11 protein-coding genes are annotated in these 13,392 nt (G+C 71.3%); 3 read left to right on the forward strand and 8 right to left on the reverse strand.

Annotation, left to right across the window (positions count from 1 at the left end; genetic code table 11):
• Positions 1-5: 5 nt before the first annotated feature.
• On the reverse strand, positions 6-899 hold the full coding sequence (locus AB0398_RS27160) for an SDR family oxidoreductase (protein ID WP_366378246.1): 894 nt from the start codon (positions 897-899) through the stop codon (positions 6-8).
• A 213-nt stretch (positions 900-1,112) separates the two neighbouring features.
• On the opposite strand from AB0398_RS27160, the gene AB0398_RS27165 reads away from it, so the two are divergent.
• Complete coding sequence (locus AB0398_RS27165; protein WP_366378247.1) at positions 1,113-2,018, forward strand: diiron oxygenase; 906 nt, start codon at positions 1,113-1,115, stop codon at positions 2,016-2,018.
• Positions 2,019-2,542: 524 nt separating this feature from the next.
• Here the strand turns inward: AB0398_RS27165 and AB0398_RS27170 are convergent.
• Together AB0398_RS27170 and AB0398_RS27175 are read right to left on the reverse strand one after the other, a co-directional pair.
• Positions 2,543-3,871, reverse strand: a complete 1,329-nt coding sequence (locus AB0398_RS27170) for a TRAM domain-containing protein (RefSeq protein ID WP_366378248.1) — start codon at positions 3,869-3,871, stop codon at positions 2,543-2,545.
• Positions 3,872-3,997: 126 nt separating this feature from the next.
• A complete protein-coding gene (locus tag AB0398_RS27175) occupies positions 3,998-6,049 on the reverse strand; it encodes an APC family permease (RefSeq protein ID WP_366378249.1) in 2,052 nt (683 codons plus the stop codon).
• A gap of 235 nt (positions 6,050-6,284) precedes the next feature.
• On the opposite strand from AB0398_RS27175, the gene AB0398_RS27180 reads away from it, so the two are divergent.
• Positions 6,285-6,953: a TrkA family potassium uptake protein gene (locus tag AB0398_RS27180; protein WP_366378250.1), complete on the forward strand. Its 669-nt coding sequence runs from the start codon at positions 6,285-6,287 to the stop codon at positions 6,951-6,953.
• Entirely contained in the window at positions 6,953-7,624 is a 672-nt protein-coding gene (locus tag AB0398_RS27185; protein ID WP_366378251.1) for a TrkA family potassium uptake protein, read from the forward strand. Before AB0398_RS27180 ends, AB0398_RS27185 begins: the two co-directional genes overlap by 1 nt.
• Before the next feature lie 114 nt (positions 7,625-7,738).
• On the opposite strand, the gene AB0398_RS27190 is transcribed toward AB0398_RS27185, so the two are convergent.
• The 5 genes from AB0398_RS27190 to AB0398_RS27210 form a co-directional block, all read right to left on the reverse strand.
• Complete coding sequence (locus tag AB0398_RS27190; RefSeq protein WP_366378252.1) at positions 7,739-8,476, reverse strand: DUF3159 domain-containing protein; 738 nt, start codon at positions 8,474-8,476, stop codon at positions 7,739-7,741.
• Between the two features lie 3 nt (positions 8,477-8,479).
• A complete protein-coding gene (locus tag AB0398_RS27195; RefSeq protein ID WP_185893250.1) occupies positions 8,480-8,878 on the reverse strand; it encodes an OB-fold nucleic acid binding domain-containing protein in 399 nt (132 codons plus the stop codon).
• A 125-nt stretch (positions 8,879-9,003) separates the two neighbouring features.
• Positions 9,004-9,690, reverse strand: a complete 687-nt coding sequence (locus AB0398_RS27200; RefSeq protein WP_366378253.1) for a response regulator — start codon at positions 9,688-9,690, stop codon at positions 9,004-9,006.
• A 70-nt stretch (positions 9,691-9,760) separates the two neighbouring features.
• Positions 9,761-12,307: a sensor histidine kinase KdpD gene (locus AB0398_RS27205; protein ID WP_366378254.1), complete on the reverse strand. Its 2,547-nt coding sequence runs from the start codon at positions 12,305-12,307 to the stop codon at positions 9,761-9,763.
• A gap of 119 nt (positions 12,308-12,426) precedes the next feature.
• Positions 12,427-13,155: an ABC transporter ATP-binding protein gene (locus AB0398_RS27210; RefSeq protein WP_366378255.1), complete on the reverse strand. Its 729-nt coding sequence runs from the start codon at positions 13,153-13,155 to the stop codon at positions 12,427-12,429.
• Positions 13,156-13,392: the final 237 nt, after the last annotated feature.

The raw sequence follows: 13,392 nt of genomic DNA on the forward strand, positions 1-13,392 counted from the left end.
GGGCGTCACCACGGCCGGCACCACCGGCGCGCGGCGTACTCCACCAATTCGTGAGAACCGACCGTTCCCAGCGCGACCCGCTTGACGTGATCACTCACCCGAGGGGGAATCAGCGCATCGGCGACCATACGCACCCGCGTCCGCGCCCCGATCACGTACCGAGCCCGGGGACGGGCCGCTCCCAGAGCGCGCTCGACCGCCCGGGCCACCGGCTCGGGCGCCGGGAGCATGGCGCCCGCACGCAGTGGTGCCTCAGCGGCCCGGTACATGCCGGCGAACGGCGACCGCCCGTCCGTCGCCAACTCCCGCAGGTCGTCGGCAGCCTTGTTCCAAATGTTGCTCGCGTATCCGCCGCCCTCGATGAGCACGACCTGCACGCCGGCGGGCGAGGCTTCCATCCGCAGCGCGTCATTGACGGCCCCCAGCGCGGCCTTGCCCGCGCAGTACCACCCCATGCCCGGTGCGGTGATCCGGCCCCCGAGAGAGGAAATGTTGACGATGCGACCGCCTCCCCGGCGACGCATCGCGGGGAGGAGGAGTCTGGCAAGCCTCGCGGGAGCCAGCACGTTGACCTCCAGCAGATGGCGTACCGCCTCGTCGTCGATGTCCTCGACCGCTCCGGCCAGCGGGATTCCCGCGTTGTTGACGAGGGCCCACGGAACGCCACCGCCTTCTTCGGCGACCTGGTCCACCACATGCCGACAGGCCGAGGCATCGGCCACGTCCAACAGCACCACGCTCAGGCGAACGCCCCGCTCGGCGGCGGCAGCACGCAACCGGTCCGCCTGGTGGTCGCTGCGCGCGGTGGCAATGACCTCGTATCCGACGGAGGCCAGTCGCAGCGCGGTAGCCAGACCAAGCCCGCTCGTCGCCCCTGTGACCATGACGCTGCGCTGCATAGCGGGCCTCCTCGGCACCTTCACGTGCGGTGATCACCGCGTTTCCGTGCGGCGTTCACTCTGCCAAGCATTCGGAAGCAAACGCGACAGCGGACCGGCGCGTCGGCGAAAGCAGACACAGCGCGTCCCACACCCCGCCTCCCTCAAGCCATAGATTCCCTGCCTGCAATGCCCCACCACTGAGACAACGGACCTCCGAAGGAGTGACGCCCCATGCCACACCGTTCCCTGCCGCAGGCCCAGACTCCGGAATCTGTAGCACAGCGCTTGCTGCGGACCTCCGTCGCGCACTCATTCGATCCCGCCACGGACATCGACTGGGAAGCTCCGCTGGAAGAAGACGCATGGTTCTGCGTACCCGAGCGACTGTCCCTGTACGGGACACCGCTGTGGGAGAAAATGGACCAGCGGCAGAGGATCGAACTGTCACGGCATGAATTCGCCAGTCTCGCCGGAGTGGGAAGCTGGCTCGAACTGTGCCTGATCCAAATGCTCGCCCGGTACCTCACGTCACGAAATCTCAAAGATCCCCGAACGCACTACGCCCTCAAAGAGATGGGTGACGAAACCCGGCACGTAACCATGTTCGGGATGCTGCACCGCAAGCTGGACTGTCCCGAGTACGGCCCGCCGGCGTACCTCCGTCGTGTATTCACCGCAGGCAGCCTGGCATTCCAGGACCTCACCACCTTCGCCCTCACGCTGGTGACCGAGGAGTTGCTGGACCGATTCCAGCGGGAGATCGCTCGGGACGAGCGCGTTCAGCCCCTGATCCGGCGGATCTGCCGGATCCACGTCATCGAAGAGGCCCGCCACGTGAGCTTCGCCCGCACCGAGCTACGCCACGCGATGGCACACGCCTCACCGCCCCGCCGCGCCTTCCACCGCCACCTGACCGCCCTGGCGGCGTCCCTGGACGTACCGTGCCTGCTGGACCCGGCCCTCTATCGCGCTGTCGGCCTCGACCCTGACGAGGCCCGCCGGCAGGCCAGGTCCAACCCCCATTTCAAGGAGACGATGCTCTGGAGCGGCGAAAAGCTCATCGCCTTCCTCGCGGAGACCGGCATGATCGGCAGAGCCCAGTACCCATGGTGGAGACGCGCGGGGCTGATGCGGTGACCGCGCACATCCACCCACACGGTGGGGCGGCTACGGCCCACGTGGGAAGCCGCCATGGAAGAAGCGCGCGTCCAGTACGCGGAGGCTTACCGTGTCAGGCACTTCGAAGCGCAGGAAGCGGCTTGGTGACGGAGTACTGAAGCGCGGTACGCACGTCGAGGCCAGGCCGCCGGGCCGGGCCGGGACCGAAGCCGAGGCGTGGATCCGCTGGACGGCAGCCACCGTGGAGCGCCTCGACCCGTTGAGCACGCCGCCCCGGCTGCACGACATCCGCCCGAGACCCCGCCCGGCGTCACGGAACGTCACGAACGGAAAGCGAACCAGGGAGTCGGACACCGACTCATCGATCGGCCCCCATCCCTGCGGAGGACCCCACCGCCGCCCCGACTGCGGGCCCCTCCGACTGCCACCGAGCCACGCATGACGACCTCTCGGAAACCGCGCCGCTTGTGCGTCAAACGTGCGTCAGGGCATCGCGCCCAACGCGCATGACGCCCATCACGCACACTCGCGGAAACAGCAGGTCAGCGGCCCTTCTCAGCAGGCTCAAGGATCGCGACGCACTCCACGTGGTGCGTCATAGGAAACAGATCGAACGCCCTCAGCGTCCGCACCCGGTACCCCCGCTCCCCGAAGTAGCCCAGGTCGCGGGCCAGGGCCGCCGGGTCGCAGGCGACGTAGGCGATGCGGCGGGCGCCGAGGCCGGTCAGGTGGTGGACCGTCTGCTTGCCGGCGCCGGCGCGCGGGGGGTCGAGGACGATGAGGTCGACCTCGGTGATGCCCGTGCGCGGGAGGACCGATTCGACCTTGCCCTGTTCGATGCGGACGCGCGGGAAGTCGGCCAGGTTGTGGCGGGCGTCCTCCACCGCGCGCTTGCCGGACTCGATGCCGAGGACCGCGCCCCGGTCGCCGACGCGGTCGGCGAGGGCGCCCGCGAAGAGGCCGACGCCGCAGTAGAGGTCGAGCGCGGTGTCGCCCTTGCGCGGCAGGAGGCCCTGCATCACGGCCTTCATCAGGGTGTCGGCGGCCTTCGGGTGGATCTGCCAGAAGCCGCCGCTGCCCACCCGGTGGGTGCGCTCGTCGGCGCGCTCGCGGACGAAGGCGCGGCCGTGGACGCGGTGGACCCCGCCGTCCTTCTCGTCGACCCGCATGACCGAGACCGGCTTGTCGAGCTCGACGAGGGGGAGGCGGGCGCCCGGGCGCGGGGTCAGGATGACCTGGCGGTCGTTCGAGCCCGAGGCCGCGATCGCCTCGACCGACGCCATGCCCTCCCAGGTGCGCTTCTCGACGCCCAGCTCCGAGACGCCCTGCGCGGCGATCATGCAGTGGTCGATCGCCTCCACGTCGTGGGAGCGGTGCTTGCGCAGGCCGGCGCGGCCCTCGGGGTCGATCGCGTACTGGACGCGGGTGCGCCACTGCGGGACCTCGCCCGCGGGCAGCTTGTCGCCCTCGGCCGGCATGACCGTGCCGTCCCAGCCGGCCTCCTCCGGGGTGAGCCCGGCAAGGCGCTGGAGCTGTTCCGCGATGACCTCGCCCTTGAGCCGGCGCTGGGCGCCGGGCTTGGCGTGCTGCCAGTCGCAGCCGCCGCACCTGCCGGGGCCGGCGAAGGGGCAGGGGGCCTCGACCCGGTCCTTGGACGGGTCGAGGATCTCGACCGCGTCGGCGCGCAGGAAGCGGGAGGTCTCCTCGCCCTCGGTGACGCGGGCGACGACCCGCTCCCCCGGCAGGGCGTGGCGGACGAAGAGGACCCGGCCGGCCTCCGTACGGGCGATGCAGTGGCCTCCGTGGGCGACCGGGCCGACCTCGACTTCGTACTCCTCCCCGACCAGCGACGAGACAGGGGTGTTCTGCATGGCGGGGGCGCTCCAGACGAGAAGGGGGAAGAGACGCGTGGGCTGCCGTTCGGACGGCAGCCCACCAGTCTAGTTGTTCTTTTTCGGTTGTTCTTTCCGGCCGGTCCGGGCGTTCCCCCGGGCCGGCTAGCCGCTCTTTCCGGCCGTCTCCTTGTGGCCCTTCTCCACCGGGCCCCGGCGGACCGCGCCCGGCGCGTTCCACTCCTGGCGCTTCCTGGCCCGCTTGCGCGCGGCCTCGGAGGACCGGAGCTGGTACGGGACCGAGGTCACCATCACGCCCGGGGTGAAGAGGAGCCGGCCCTTGAGGCGCAGGGCGCTCTGGTTGTGCAGCAGGTGCTCGTACCAGTGGCCGACGACGTACTCGGGGATGTAGACGGAGACGGCGTCGCGCGGGCTCTCGCGGCGCAGGCTCTTCACGTACTCGATCACCGGGCGGGTGATCTCGCGGTACGGCGAGTCGAGGATCTTGAGCGGTACGTTGATGCCGCGCCGCTCCCACTCCTCCTTGAGCGCCTTCGTCTCGGCCGGGTCGACGTTGACGGTCAGCGCCTCCAGCTCGCCCGCGCGCATGAGCTTGGCGTAGGCCAGGGCGCGCAGGGTCGGCTTGTGGAGCTTGGAGACGAGGACGAGGGAGCGGACCCGGGAGGGGCGCACGTACTCGTCGGGGCGCTCCTCGGCGGCGGCGATCTCCGCGGCCACCGAGTCGTAGTGCCTGCGGATCGCGGTCATCGTCCCGTAGAAGATCACCATGCCGAGCAGGGCGACCCAGGCGCCGTGGGTGAACTTGGTGGCGAGGACGACGACCAGGACGAGGCCGGTGAAGAAGGCGCCGAAGGCGTTGATCGCGCGGGAGCGGATCATGTGGCGGCGCTTGGCCGGGTCGCGCTCGTTCTTCAGGTGCCGGTTCCAGTGCCGGACCATGCCGATCTGGCTGAGGGTGAAGGAGACGAAGACGCCGACGATGTACAGCTGGATCAGCCGGGTCGAGTCGGCTCCGTAGATCCAGACGAGGAGGGCGGCGGCGCCGGCGAGGAGCACGATGCCGTTGGAGAAGGTGAGCCGGTCGCCCCGGGTGTGGAGCTGGCGCGGCAGGTAGCGGTCCTGGGCGAGGATCGAGCCGAGGAGCGGGAAGCCGTTGTACGCGGTGTTCGCGGCCAGGAAGAGGACGAGCGCGGTGGCGGCGGCGAGGACGACGAAGAGGAACGTCCCGTCACCGAAAACAGCGGCCGCGACCTGCGAGATGACCGGGTCCTGGACGTAGTCCGGGCCGACCGGGACACCGTTGCGGAGCAGGTCGTGGGCGGGTTTCTCGGCCATCCGCACGTCGGTGGCCATGGCCAGGAAGATGATGCCGCAGAACATGGTGACGGCCAGGCCGCCCATGAGGGCGAGCGTGGTGGCGGCGTTCTTCGACTTGGGCTTGCGGAAGGCGGGGACGCCGTTGGAGATGGCCTCGACGCCGGTGAGCGCCGCACAGCCGGAGGAGAAGGCGCGAAGGAGCAGGAAGACGAGGGCGAATCCGGCCAGTCCCTGGTGCTCGGGCTTGATCTCGAAGTCGGCGGTGGGCGCCTTCATCGTGTCGCCGAGGACGATGCCCCGGTACGCGCCCCAGGCGATCATCAGGAAGACGCCGGCCACGAAGACGTACGTCGGGATGGCGAAGAGGGTGCCGGACTCCTTCACGCCGCGCAGGTTCATCAGGGTGAGCAGCAGGATGACGGCTACCGCCGAGGCGACCTTGTGCTCGACGACGAAGGGCACCGCCGAGCCCAGGTTCTCGATGCCCGAGGAGATGGAGACGGCGACGGTCAGGACGTAGTCGACGAGCAGGGCGCTCGCCACGGTGAGCCCGGCCTTCGGCCCGAGGTTGGTGTTGGCGACCTCGTAGTCGCCGCCGCCGCTCGGGTAGGCGTGCACGTTCTGGCGGTAGGAGGCGACGACCGTGAACATCAGGACGACGACCGCGAGCGCGATCCAAGGGCTGAAGTGGTAGGCCGACAGACCGGCCACGGAGAGGACGAGGAGGACCTCGCCGGGCGCGTACGCCACCGAGGAGAGCGGGTCGGAGGCGAAGACGGGGAGGGCGATCCGCTTCGAGAGGAGCGTTTCTCCGAGCTTGTCGCTGCGTAGGGCCCGTCCGATCAGGATCCGTTTGGGCACGTCGGTCAGTTTGGACACGGAGAGGATCGTAAGCGTTCGAAAAGAGCCAAGTTCACCACGACCCCCTATCCATACGGAATCTTTCCGTCTACCACCTCGGATGCGGTCCCCGTCGGTGTTGCCGCTTAAGCTCGGAGCGGGCGACCCGGCAGGGCGTCGCCCGCCGCGGCCCGGGCGGATCGGGCGAGGAAAGTTGTGAGCAGGTTGTTTTCGCAGGTCAGCAAGGCGATCAGGAGTGCGGGGTAACGGGGACGTGCACATCGTCATCATGGGCTGCGGGCGAGTGGGAGCCGCTCTCGCGCAGACCCTCGAACAGCAGGGGCACACGGTCGCGGTCGTCGACCAGGACCCGACGGCCTTCCGTCGCCTGGGGTCGGGTTTCGGCGGTCGTCGCGTCACGGGCGTGGGGTTCGACCAGGACACGCTGCGCGAGGCCGGGATCGAGGACGCCGGGGCCTTCGCCGCGGTGAGCAGCGGCGACAACTCGAACATCATCGCGGCGCGGGTCGCGCGCGAGATGTTCGGCATCGAGAACGTGGCGGCGCGCATCTACGACCCGCGCCGTGCCGAGGTCTACCAGCGCCTGGGCATCCCGACGGTCGCGACGGTCCGCTGGACCGCCGACCAGATGCTGCGGCGGCTGCTGCCCTCGGGCGCCGAGCCGCTGTGGACGGACCCGAGCGGCGGGGTCCAGCTCGCCGAGGTGCACACCTCGGAGGCCTGGATCGGTCACAAGATCAGCCGACTCCAGGACGAGACGGGGGTGCGCGTCGCGTTCCTGACCCGGCTCGGCGAGGCCGTCATCCCCTCGTCGCAGACGGTGCTCCAGGAGGGCGACCTGGTGCACGTGATGATGCGTACGGACGAGATCGCGAAGATCGAGGAGGCCTTCGCCGAGGGTCCCGAGGAGGGTGGTCACTGATGCGTGTCGCCATTGCGGGCGCGGGTGCGGTGGGCCGTTCCATCGCGGGCGAGCTCCTGGAGAACGGGCACGAGGTCCTCCTCGTCGACAAGGCGCCGACCGCCATCTCGGTGGAGCGGGTGCCGCAGGCGGAGTGGCTGCTCGCCGACGCCTGCGAGATCACCTCGCTCGACGAGGCGGCGCTCCAGCGCTGCAACGTGGTGATCGCGGCGACCGGCGACGACAAGGTGAACCTGGTCGTCTCGCTGCTCGCCAAGACCGAGTACGGCGTGCCGCGGGTGGTCGCCCGGGTGAACAACCCGAAGAACGAGTGGCTGTTCAACGAGGCCTGGGGCGTGGACGTGGCCGTCTCGACGCCGCGTCTGATGTCGGCCCTGGTCGAGGAGGCGGTGAGCGTCGGCGACCTGGTCCGGCTGCTCCGCTTCAGCCACGGCGACGCGAACCTGGTCGAGCTGACGCTCCCGCCGGAGTCGGCCGTCGCCGGCACCACGGTCGGGGACGTGGACTGGCCGCAGGACACCTCGCTCGTGACGATCATCCGCGGTTCGCGGGTGCTCACGCCGAGCCCCGAGGAGACCCTGGAGGCCGGTGACGAGCTGCTGTTCGTGGCCGCGCAGGCCCGCGAGGAGCAGCTGGAGGACCTGCTCCAGGTGCGCCGCGAGACGCCCTGACGGCAGGCCGTCGTACGGGGAGGGCCCGGACCTGTTCGTCAGGTCCGGGCCCTTCTTCGCGCATGTACCCACGTGTACGGGCGGGGCTCAGGCCCCCGGTCGTACGGGCGGGTCTCAGGCCTCCGGCCGGCCCTCGGCCGCGGCCGCCTCCTCGCGGGCCTTCTCCGCGCGCTCCTCGGCCTCCATCTCGGCGAAGACGTCGATCGGCGGCGGGGCCTTCGCGAGGAACACCCAGGTGAGGTAGACCGCGAGCAGGAACGGCGGGATCTTCAGGGCGACCGAGACCCAGCCGAACCGGGTCGGGTCGGCCCACCAGTACAGCGGGAAGAGGACCGCGCACTTGCCGAGCAGGATCAGGCCCCAGGCCCAGCTCGCCTTCGTGTACGCCTTCTTGCGGCCCGGGTTGCGGGTGCGCCAGGAGAGGTTCTCCTTGAAGACCGGGCCGAGGATCAGGCCGATCAGGGGCACTCCGGCGATGGCGGTGACGATGTACGCCAGGGCGAGGCCGAGCGTGTACAGCATGCCCGGCAGGTAGAAGTCCTTGGCGTTGCCCGTCATCATCGCGAAGACCACGCCGAAGGCGACGCCGAAGACGCCGCTGAAGGCGTGCTTGACGGTGTCGCGGCGGATCAGCCGGACGGCGACGAGGACGAGGGAGACGGCGAGCGCCGCGATCGCGGAGATCTGCAGGTTCTTGTTGATCGTGAAGATCGTGACGAACAACAGACCCGGCACGACCGTCTCGACCATGCCCCGCAGACCGCCGAAGGCCTCGAACAGCGCGGCCTCGGTGACCTCCTTCGAGGCGCGTTCGTCCTGGTCCGGGCTGGTCGGCTTGTCGAGGGACGTCACCGGCTACTCCTGTCCGAGCGGTCGGAGCTCGTATTTGGGGTTGAAGAGGACCCGTCGGCCGTGGCTCATGGAGATCCGGCCGGAGGCGATCAGCTTGCGGCCCGGCTCGATGCCCACGATGGAGCGGCGGCCGAGCCAGACGACGTCGAGCGGCGCCGTGCCGTCGAAGAGCTCGGCCTCCAGGGCGGGCACACCGGCCCGGGGGCGCAGCGTGACCGTGCGCAAGGTACCAGTCACCTTGACTATCTGGCGGTCGGAGCACTCGGAGATACGCGTGCACCCCGACGCCTCGGCGTCCTCCTGGAGCTCCTCGGACTCCAGGTCCTCGGGAGAGGAGGAGAGCCGGTCGAGCATCCGGCGGAACCTGCCGGCCGGCTTCTCTGTACGCGGTGCAGCACTCATACAGAAAGCGTACCGGCCGCCGCTGTCACGGGGGCCGGGCCCGGTGACAAGGGGAGCAGGGCCCGGATCCGGGGAGGCGACGGTCCCGGGTCCGGAGAGGGAGACGGTCCCGGACGCCTCTCCGTTCACCGTTCGAAGCGGTACCCCATGCCCGGTTCGGTGACGAAGTGGCGCGGGTGGGACGGGTCGCGCTCCAGCTTGCGGCGGAGCTGCGCCATGTACACCCGGAGGTAGTTGGTCTCCGTGCCGTACGAGGGTCCCCAGACCTCCTGGAGCAGCTGCTTCTGGCCGACCAGGCGGCCGACGTTGCGGACGAGGACTTCGAGGAGGTGCCATTCGGTGGGGGTGAGCCGCACGTCCCGGCCGTCGCGGTGGACCTTCTTCGCCGCCAGGTCGACGGTGAAGTCCTCGGTCTCGACCAGGGCGACCCCGCCCTCGGGGACGCCGACCGGTTCGTTCCGGCGCACGGCGGCGCGCAGCCGGGCGAGCAGCTCGTCCATGCCGAAGGGCTTGGTGACGTAGTCGTCGGCGCCCGCGTCGAGGGCCTCGACCTTCTCGTCGGAGGTCTGCCGGGCCGAGAGGACCAGGATCGGCACCCGCGTCCAGCCGCGCAGGCCCTTGATGACCTCGACGCCGTCCATGTCGGGCAGACCGAGGTCGAGGACGACGACGTCGGGGTGCCGGTCGGCGGCGAGCCTGAGGGCGGTGGCGCCGTCGGGGGCGGAGTCGACCTCGTACTTCCGTGCCTTGAGGTTGATCACCAGGGCGCGGACGATCTGGGGCTCGTCGTCGACCACGAGGACCCGGGTCATGGGGGAATGCCTTCCTTTCGGCCGCCGGGCGGGCGGAGGGGACTGCGGGGAGGGAGCGGGGTTCGCGGTTTCAGGTCACCGCGTGGGCCGGGAGGTCTGCGGAGGGTGCCGGGGGTCCGCCCCGCGCGGCCCGCAGGGTGAGGACCATGGTGAGGCCGCCGCCCGGGGTGTCCTCGGCGCCGAGGGTCCCGCCCATCGCCTCGACGAAGCCGCGGGCCACCGCCAGGCCGAGGCCGACGCCGGAGCCGCGCGGGGCGTCGCCGAAGCGCTGGAAGGGTTCGAAGATGCCGTCCTTGGCCTCGTCGGGGACGCCGGGGCCGCGGTCCACGACCCTCAGTTCGACCCGGTCCCCCAGGGTGCTGGCGGCGACGGCGACGGGCACGCCGTCGGGGCTGTACTTCACGGCGTTCTCCACGATGTTGGCGACGGCCCGCTCCAGGAGGCCCTTGTCGACCTCGACCATGGGCAGCGTCTCGGGTATGTCGAGCTCGGCGCTGCCGTCCGGCACTCCCCCGAGGGCCATGGGGACGACCTCGTCGAGGTCGACGACCCGCATGAGGGGGGCGACGGTGCCGGTCCGGAGCCGGGACATGTCGAGGAGGTTGCCGACGAGGTGGTCGAGGCGGTCGGCCCCGGCCTCGATGCCTTCCAGGAGCTCGGCCCGGTCCTGCTCGGACCATTCGACGTCGTCGGAGCGGAGGGAGGAGACGGAGGCCTTGATGCTCGCGAGCGGGGTCCGCAGGTCGTGGCTGACGGCGGCGAGCAGGGAGGTGCGGATCTTGTTGCCCTCGGCCAGCTTCCGGGCCTCCTCCGCCTCGCCGACGAGGCGCTGCCGGTCGAGGACGACGGCGGCCTGGGCGGCGAAGGCGCCGAGGACCCGCCGGTCCTCGGCGGGCAGCACCCGGCCGGACAGGGCGAGCGCCAGGCGGTCCCCGACCGGCATGTCGACGTCCGCCTCCTCCGGCCGGGTCGCCGGGTGGGGGCCGACGCTCGCGGCGGGCGTCCACGGTTCGACCTCGTCCTCGCGCTCCAAGAGGGCGACCGACTCCATGGAGAAGGTCTCGCGGACCCGTTCGAGGAGGGCGTCGAGGCTGGTCTCGCCGCGCAGCACGCTGCCCGCGAGATACGAGAGCGCCTCGGACTCGGCGCGCAGCCGGGCGGCCTGGTGGGTGCGGCGGGCGGCCAGGTCGACCACCGAGGCGACCGACATGGCGACGCCGAGGAAGACGGCGAGGGCGACGATGTTCTTGGGGTCGGCGATGGTGAGCCGGTGGACGGGCGGGGTGAAGAACCAGTTGAGGAGGAGGGAGCCGGCGGCGGCCGAGGCGAGCGCCGGCAGGAAGCCGCCGAGCAGCGCGGCGGCCACAGTCAGGGCGAGGAACAGCAGCATGTCGTTGGCGAGCCCGAGGTCGGCGTCGACATGGGTGAGGAGCAGGGCGAGGCAGGCGGGTCCGGCGACGCCGATCGTCCAGGCGGCGAGGGTCCGGGAGCGGCCGAGGCGGGCGCCGCGCGCGACGGGCAGGCCGCGTCCCTTGGCGACCTCGCCGTGGGTGACGATGTGGACGTCCAGGTCGGGCCCGGAGTCGCGGGCGACGGTCTGGCCGACGCCGGGGCCGAGGACGTACTGCCAGGTCCGGCGGCGGCTGGAGCCGAGGACGATCTGGGTGGCGTTGACCCCGCGGGCGAACTCCAGGAGCGCGGTGGGGACGTCGTCGCCGATGACGTGGTGGAAGGTGCCGCCGAGGTCCTCGACGAGGGTGCGCTGGACGGCCAGCTCCTTCGGGGAGGCCGCGGTGAGGCCGTCGCTGCGGGCGATGTAGACGGCGAGGACCTCGCCTCCGGCGCCCTTCTCGGCGAGGCGGGTGGCCCGGCGTATGAGGGTGCGGCCCTCGGGCCCGCCGGTCAGGCCGACGACGATGCGCTCCCGGGCCTGCCAGGTGGAGCGGATGTTGTGCTCGCCCCGGTACTTGCGGAGGTACTCGTCGACCCGGTCGGCGGTCCAGAGCAGCGCCAGTTCGCGCAGGGCGGTGAGGTTGCCGGGACGGAAGTAGTTGGAGAGGGCGGCGTCGACCTTGTCGGAGGTGTAGACGTTGCCGTGGGCCATCCGGCGCCGCAGCGCCTCCGGGCTCATGTCGACCAGTTCGATCTGGTCCGCCCGGCGCACGACCTCGTCGGGGACGGTCTCCCGCTGGCGCACGCCCGTGATCGCCTCGACGACGTCGCCGAGCGACTCCAGGTGCTGGATGTTGACGGTGGAGACGACGTCGATGCCGGCCGCGAGCAGTTCGGCGACGTCCTGCCACCGCTTGGGGTTGCGGGAGCCGGGCGCGTTCGTGTGGGCGAGTTCGTCGACGAGGGCGACCGCGGGGCGGCGGGCCAGGACCGCGTCGACGTCCATCTCGGTGAGGGCGGCCCCCCGGTGCTCCAGGGTGCGGCGCGGGACCTGCTCCAGGCCGCTCAGGACCGTCTCCGTGCGCGGCCGTCCGTGGTGCTCGACGAACGCCACCACGCAGTCCGTGCCGCGCTCCACCCGGCGGTGGCCCTCGGAGAGCATCGCGTAGGTCTTGCCGACGCCCGGCGCAGCGCCGAGGTAGATGCGTAGCTTGCCGCGTCCCATGGACCGACCATACGTCCAGCCGATCGGGTGTCCCGCACGCGGAGAACGGTCCGGGGCGGTATTGACGTGATCCTGATGCGGGCCCCGGCCCGTGCGTCCCCGGTGCCCGGCGCCCGGTCTCAGTGCTCGGTGATCTCGCCGTCGCGCAGCTCCAGGACCCGGTCCGCCAGGCCCAGGAGCTGGGGGTCGTGGGTGGCGACCAGCGCCGTGCAGCCCTCGCTGCGGACCACGGCGCGCAGCAGCTGCATGACGGCGAGCCCGGTCTCCGCGTCGAGCTGGCCGGTCGGCTCGTCGGCTATGAGCAGGGCCGGCCGGTTGGCGAGGGCGCGGGCGATGGCGACGCGCTGCTGCTGGCCGCCGGAGAGCTCGCCCGGCCGCTGGGCCGCGTGGTCGGCGAGGCCCACCAGGCCGAGCAGCAGGGCCACCCGCTCCTCGCGCTCCTTCGGGTCCGCCTTGCGCAGCCGCAGGGGGACGCCGACGTTCTCCGCGGCGGAGAGGATCGGGAGGAGGCCGAAGGACTGGAAGATGAAGCCGATCCGGTCGCGGCGCAGCCCCAGGAGCCCGCTCTCGCCGAGCGTGGAGAGGTCGGTGCCGTCGATGACGATCCGGCCGCCGTCGGCGCTGTCGAGACCGCCCACGAGGTTGAGCAGCGTCGTCTTGCCGGAGCCGGAGCGGCCCTTGAGCGCGACGAGCTCGCCGCGCGGGATGTCGAAGGAGACGCCGCGCAGGGCGTGGACCGCGGCCTCGCCCGTGCCGTACGAGCGGCGCAGGTCCTCGACGCGGACCATGGGCAGGTCCGCCGGGTCCTCGACGACGGCCGTCGCGGACCCCGTGCTGCTCTCGCTCACCCTGTGCTCCCCCTCGTCGAACGTGTGCGCCCGCCAGTATGGTCCGCCGCGGGTCCCGGGGACCAGGGCCGTGGCTCCCACCTGTGGAAAACCGGGAGAGTCGCCGGGAGGGCCGGTCGAAAAGGCCGGTGGGCCCGGTGGCCGTACGGCGGTTCGGGGAAACGGCCCCCCGCGGGGTCCGGGGGGGTGCGGGGGCCCCCCGTGAGCGGGAGTAGGGGATATACCGGGCCCGCCGGG

It is taken from the genome of Streptomyces sp. NPDC086147 (assembly GCF_040702165.1).
In the GTDB taxonomy this organism is placed as follows: Bacteria; Actinomycetota; Actinomycetes; order Streptomycetales; family Streptomycetaceae; genus Streptomyces.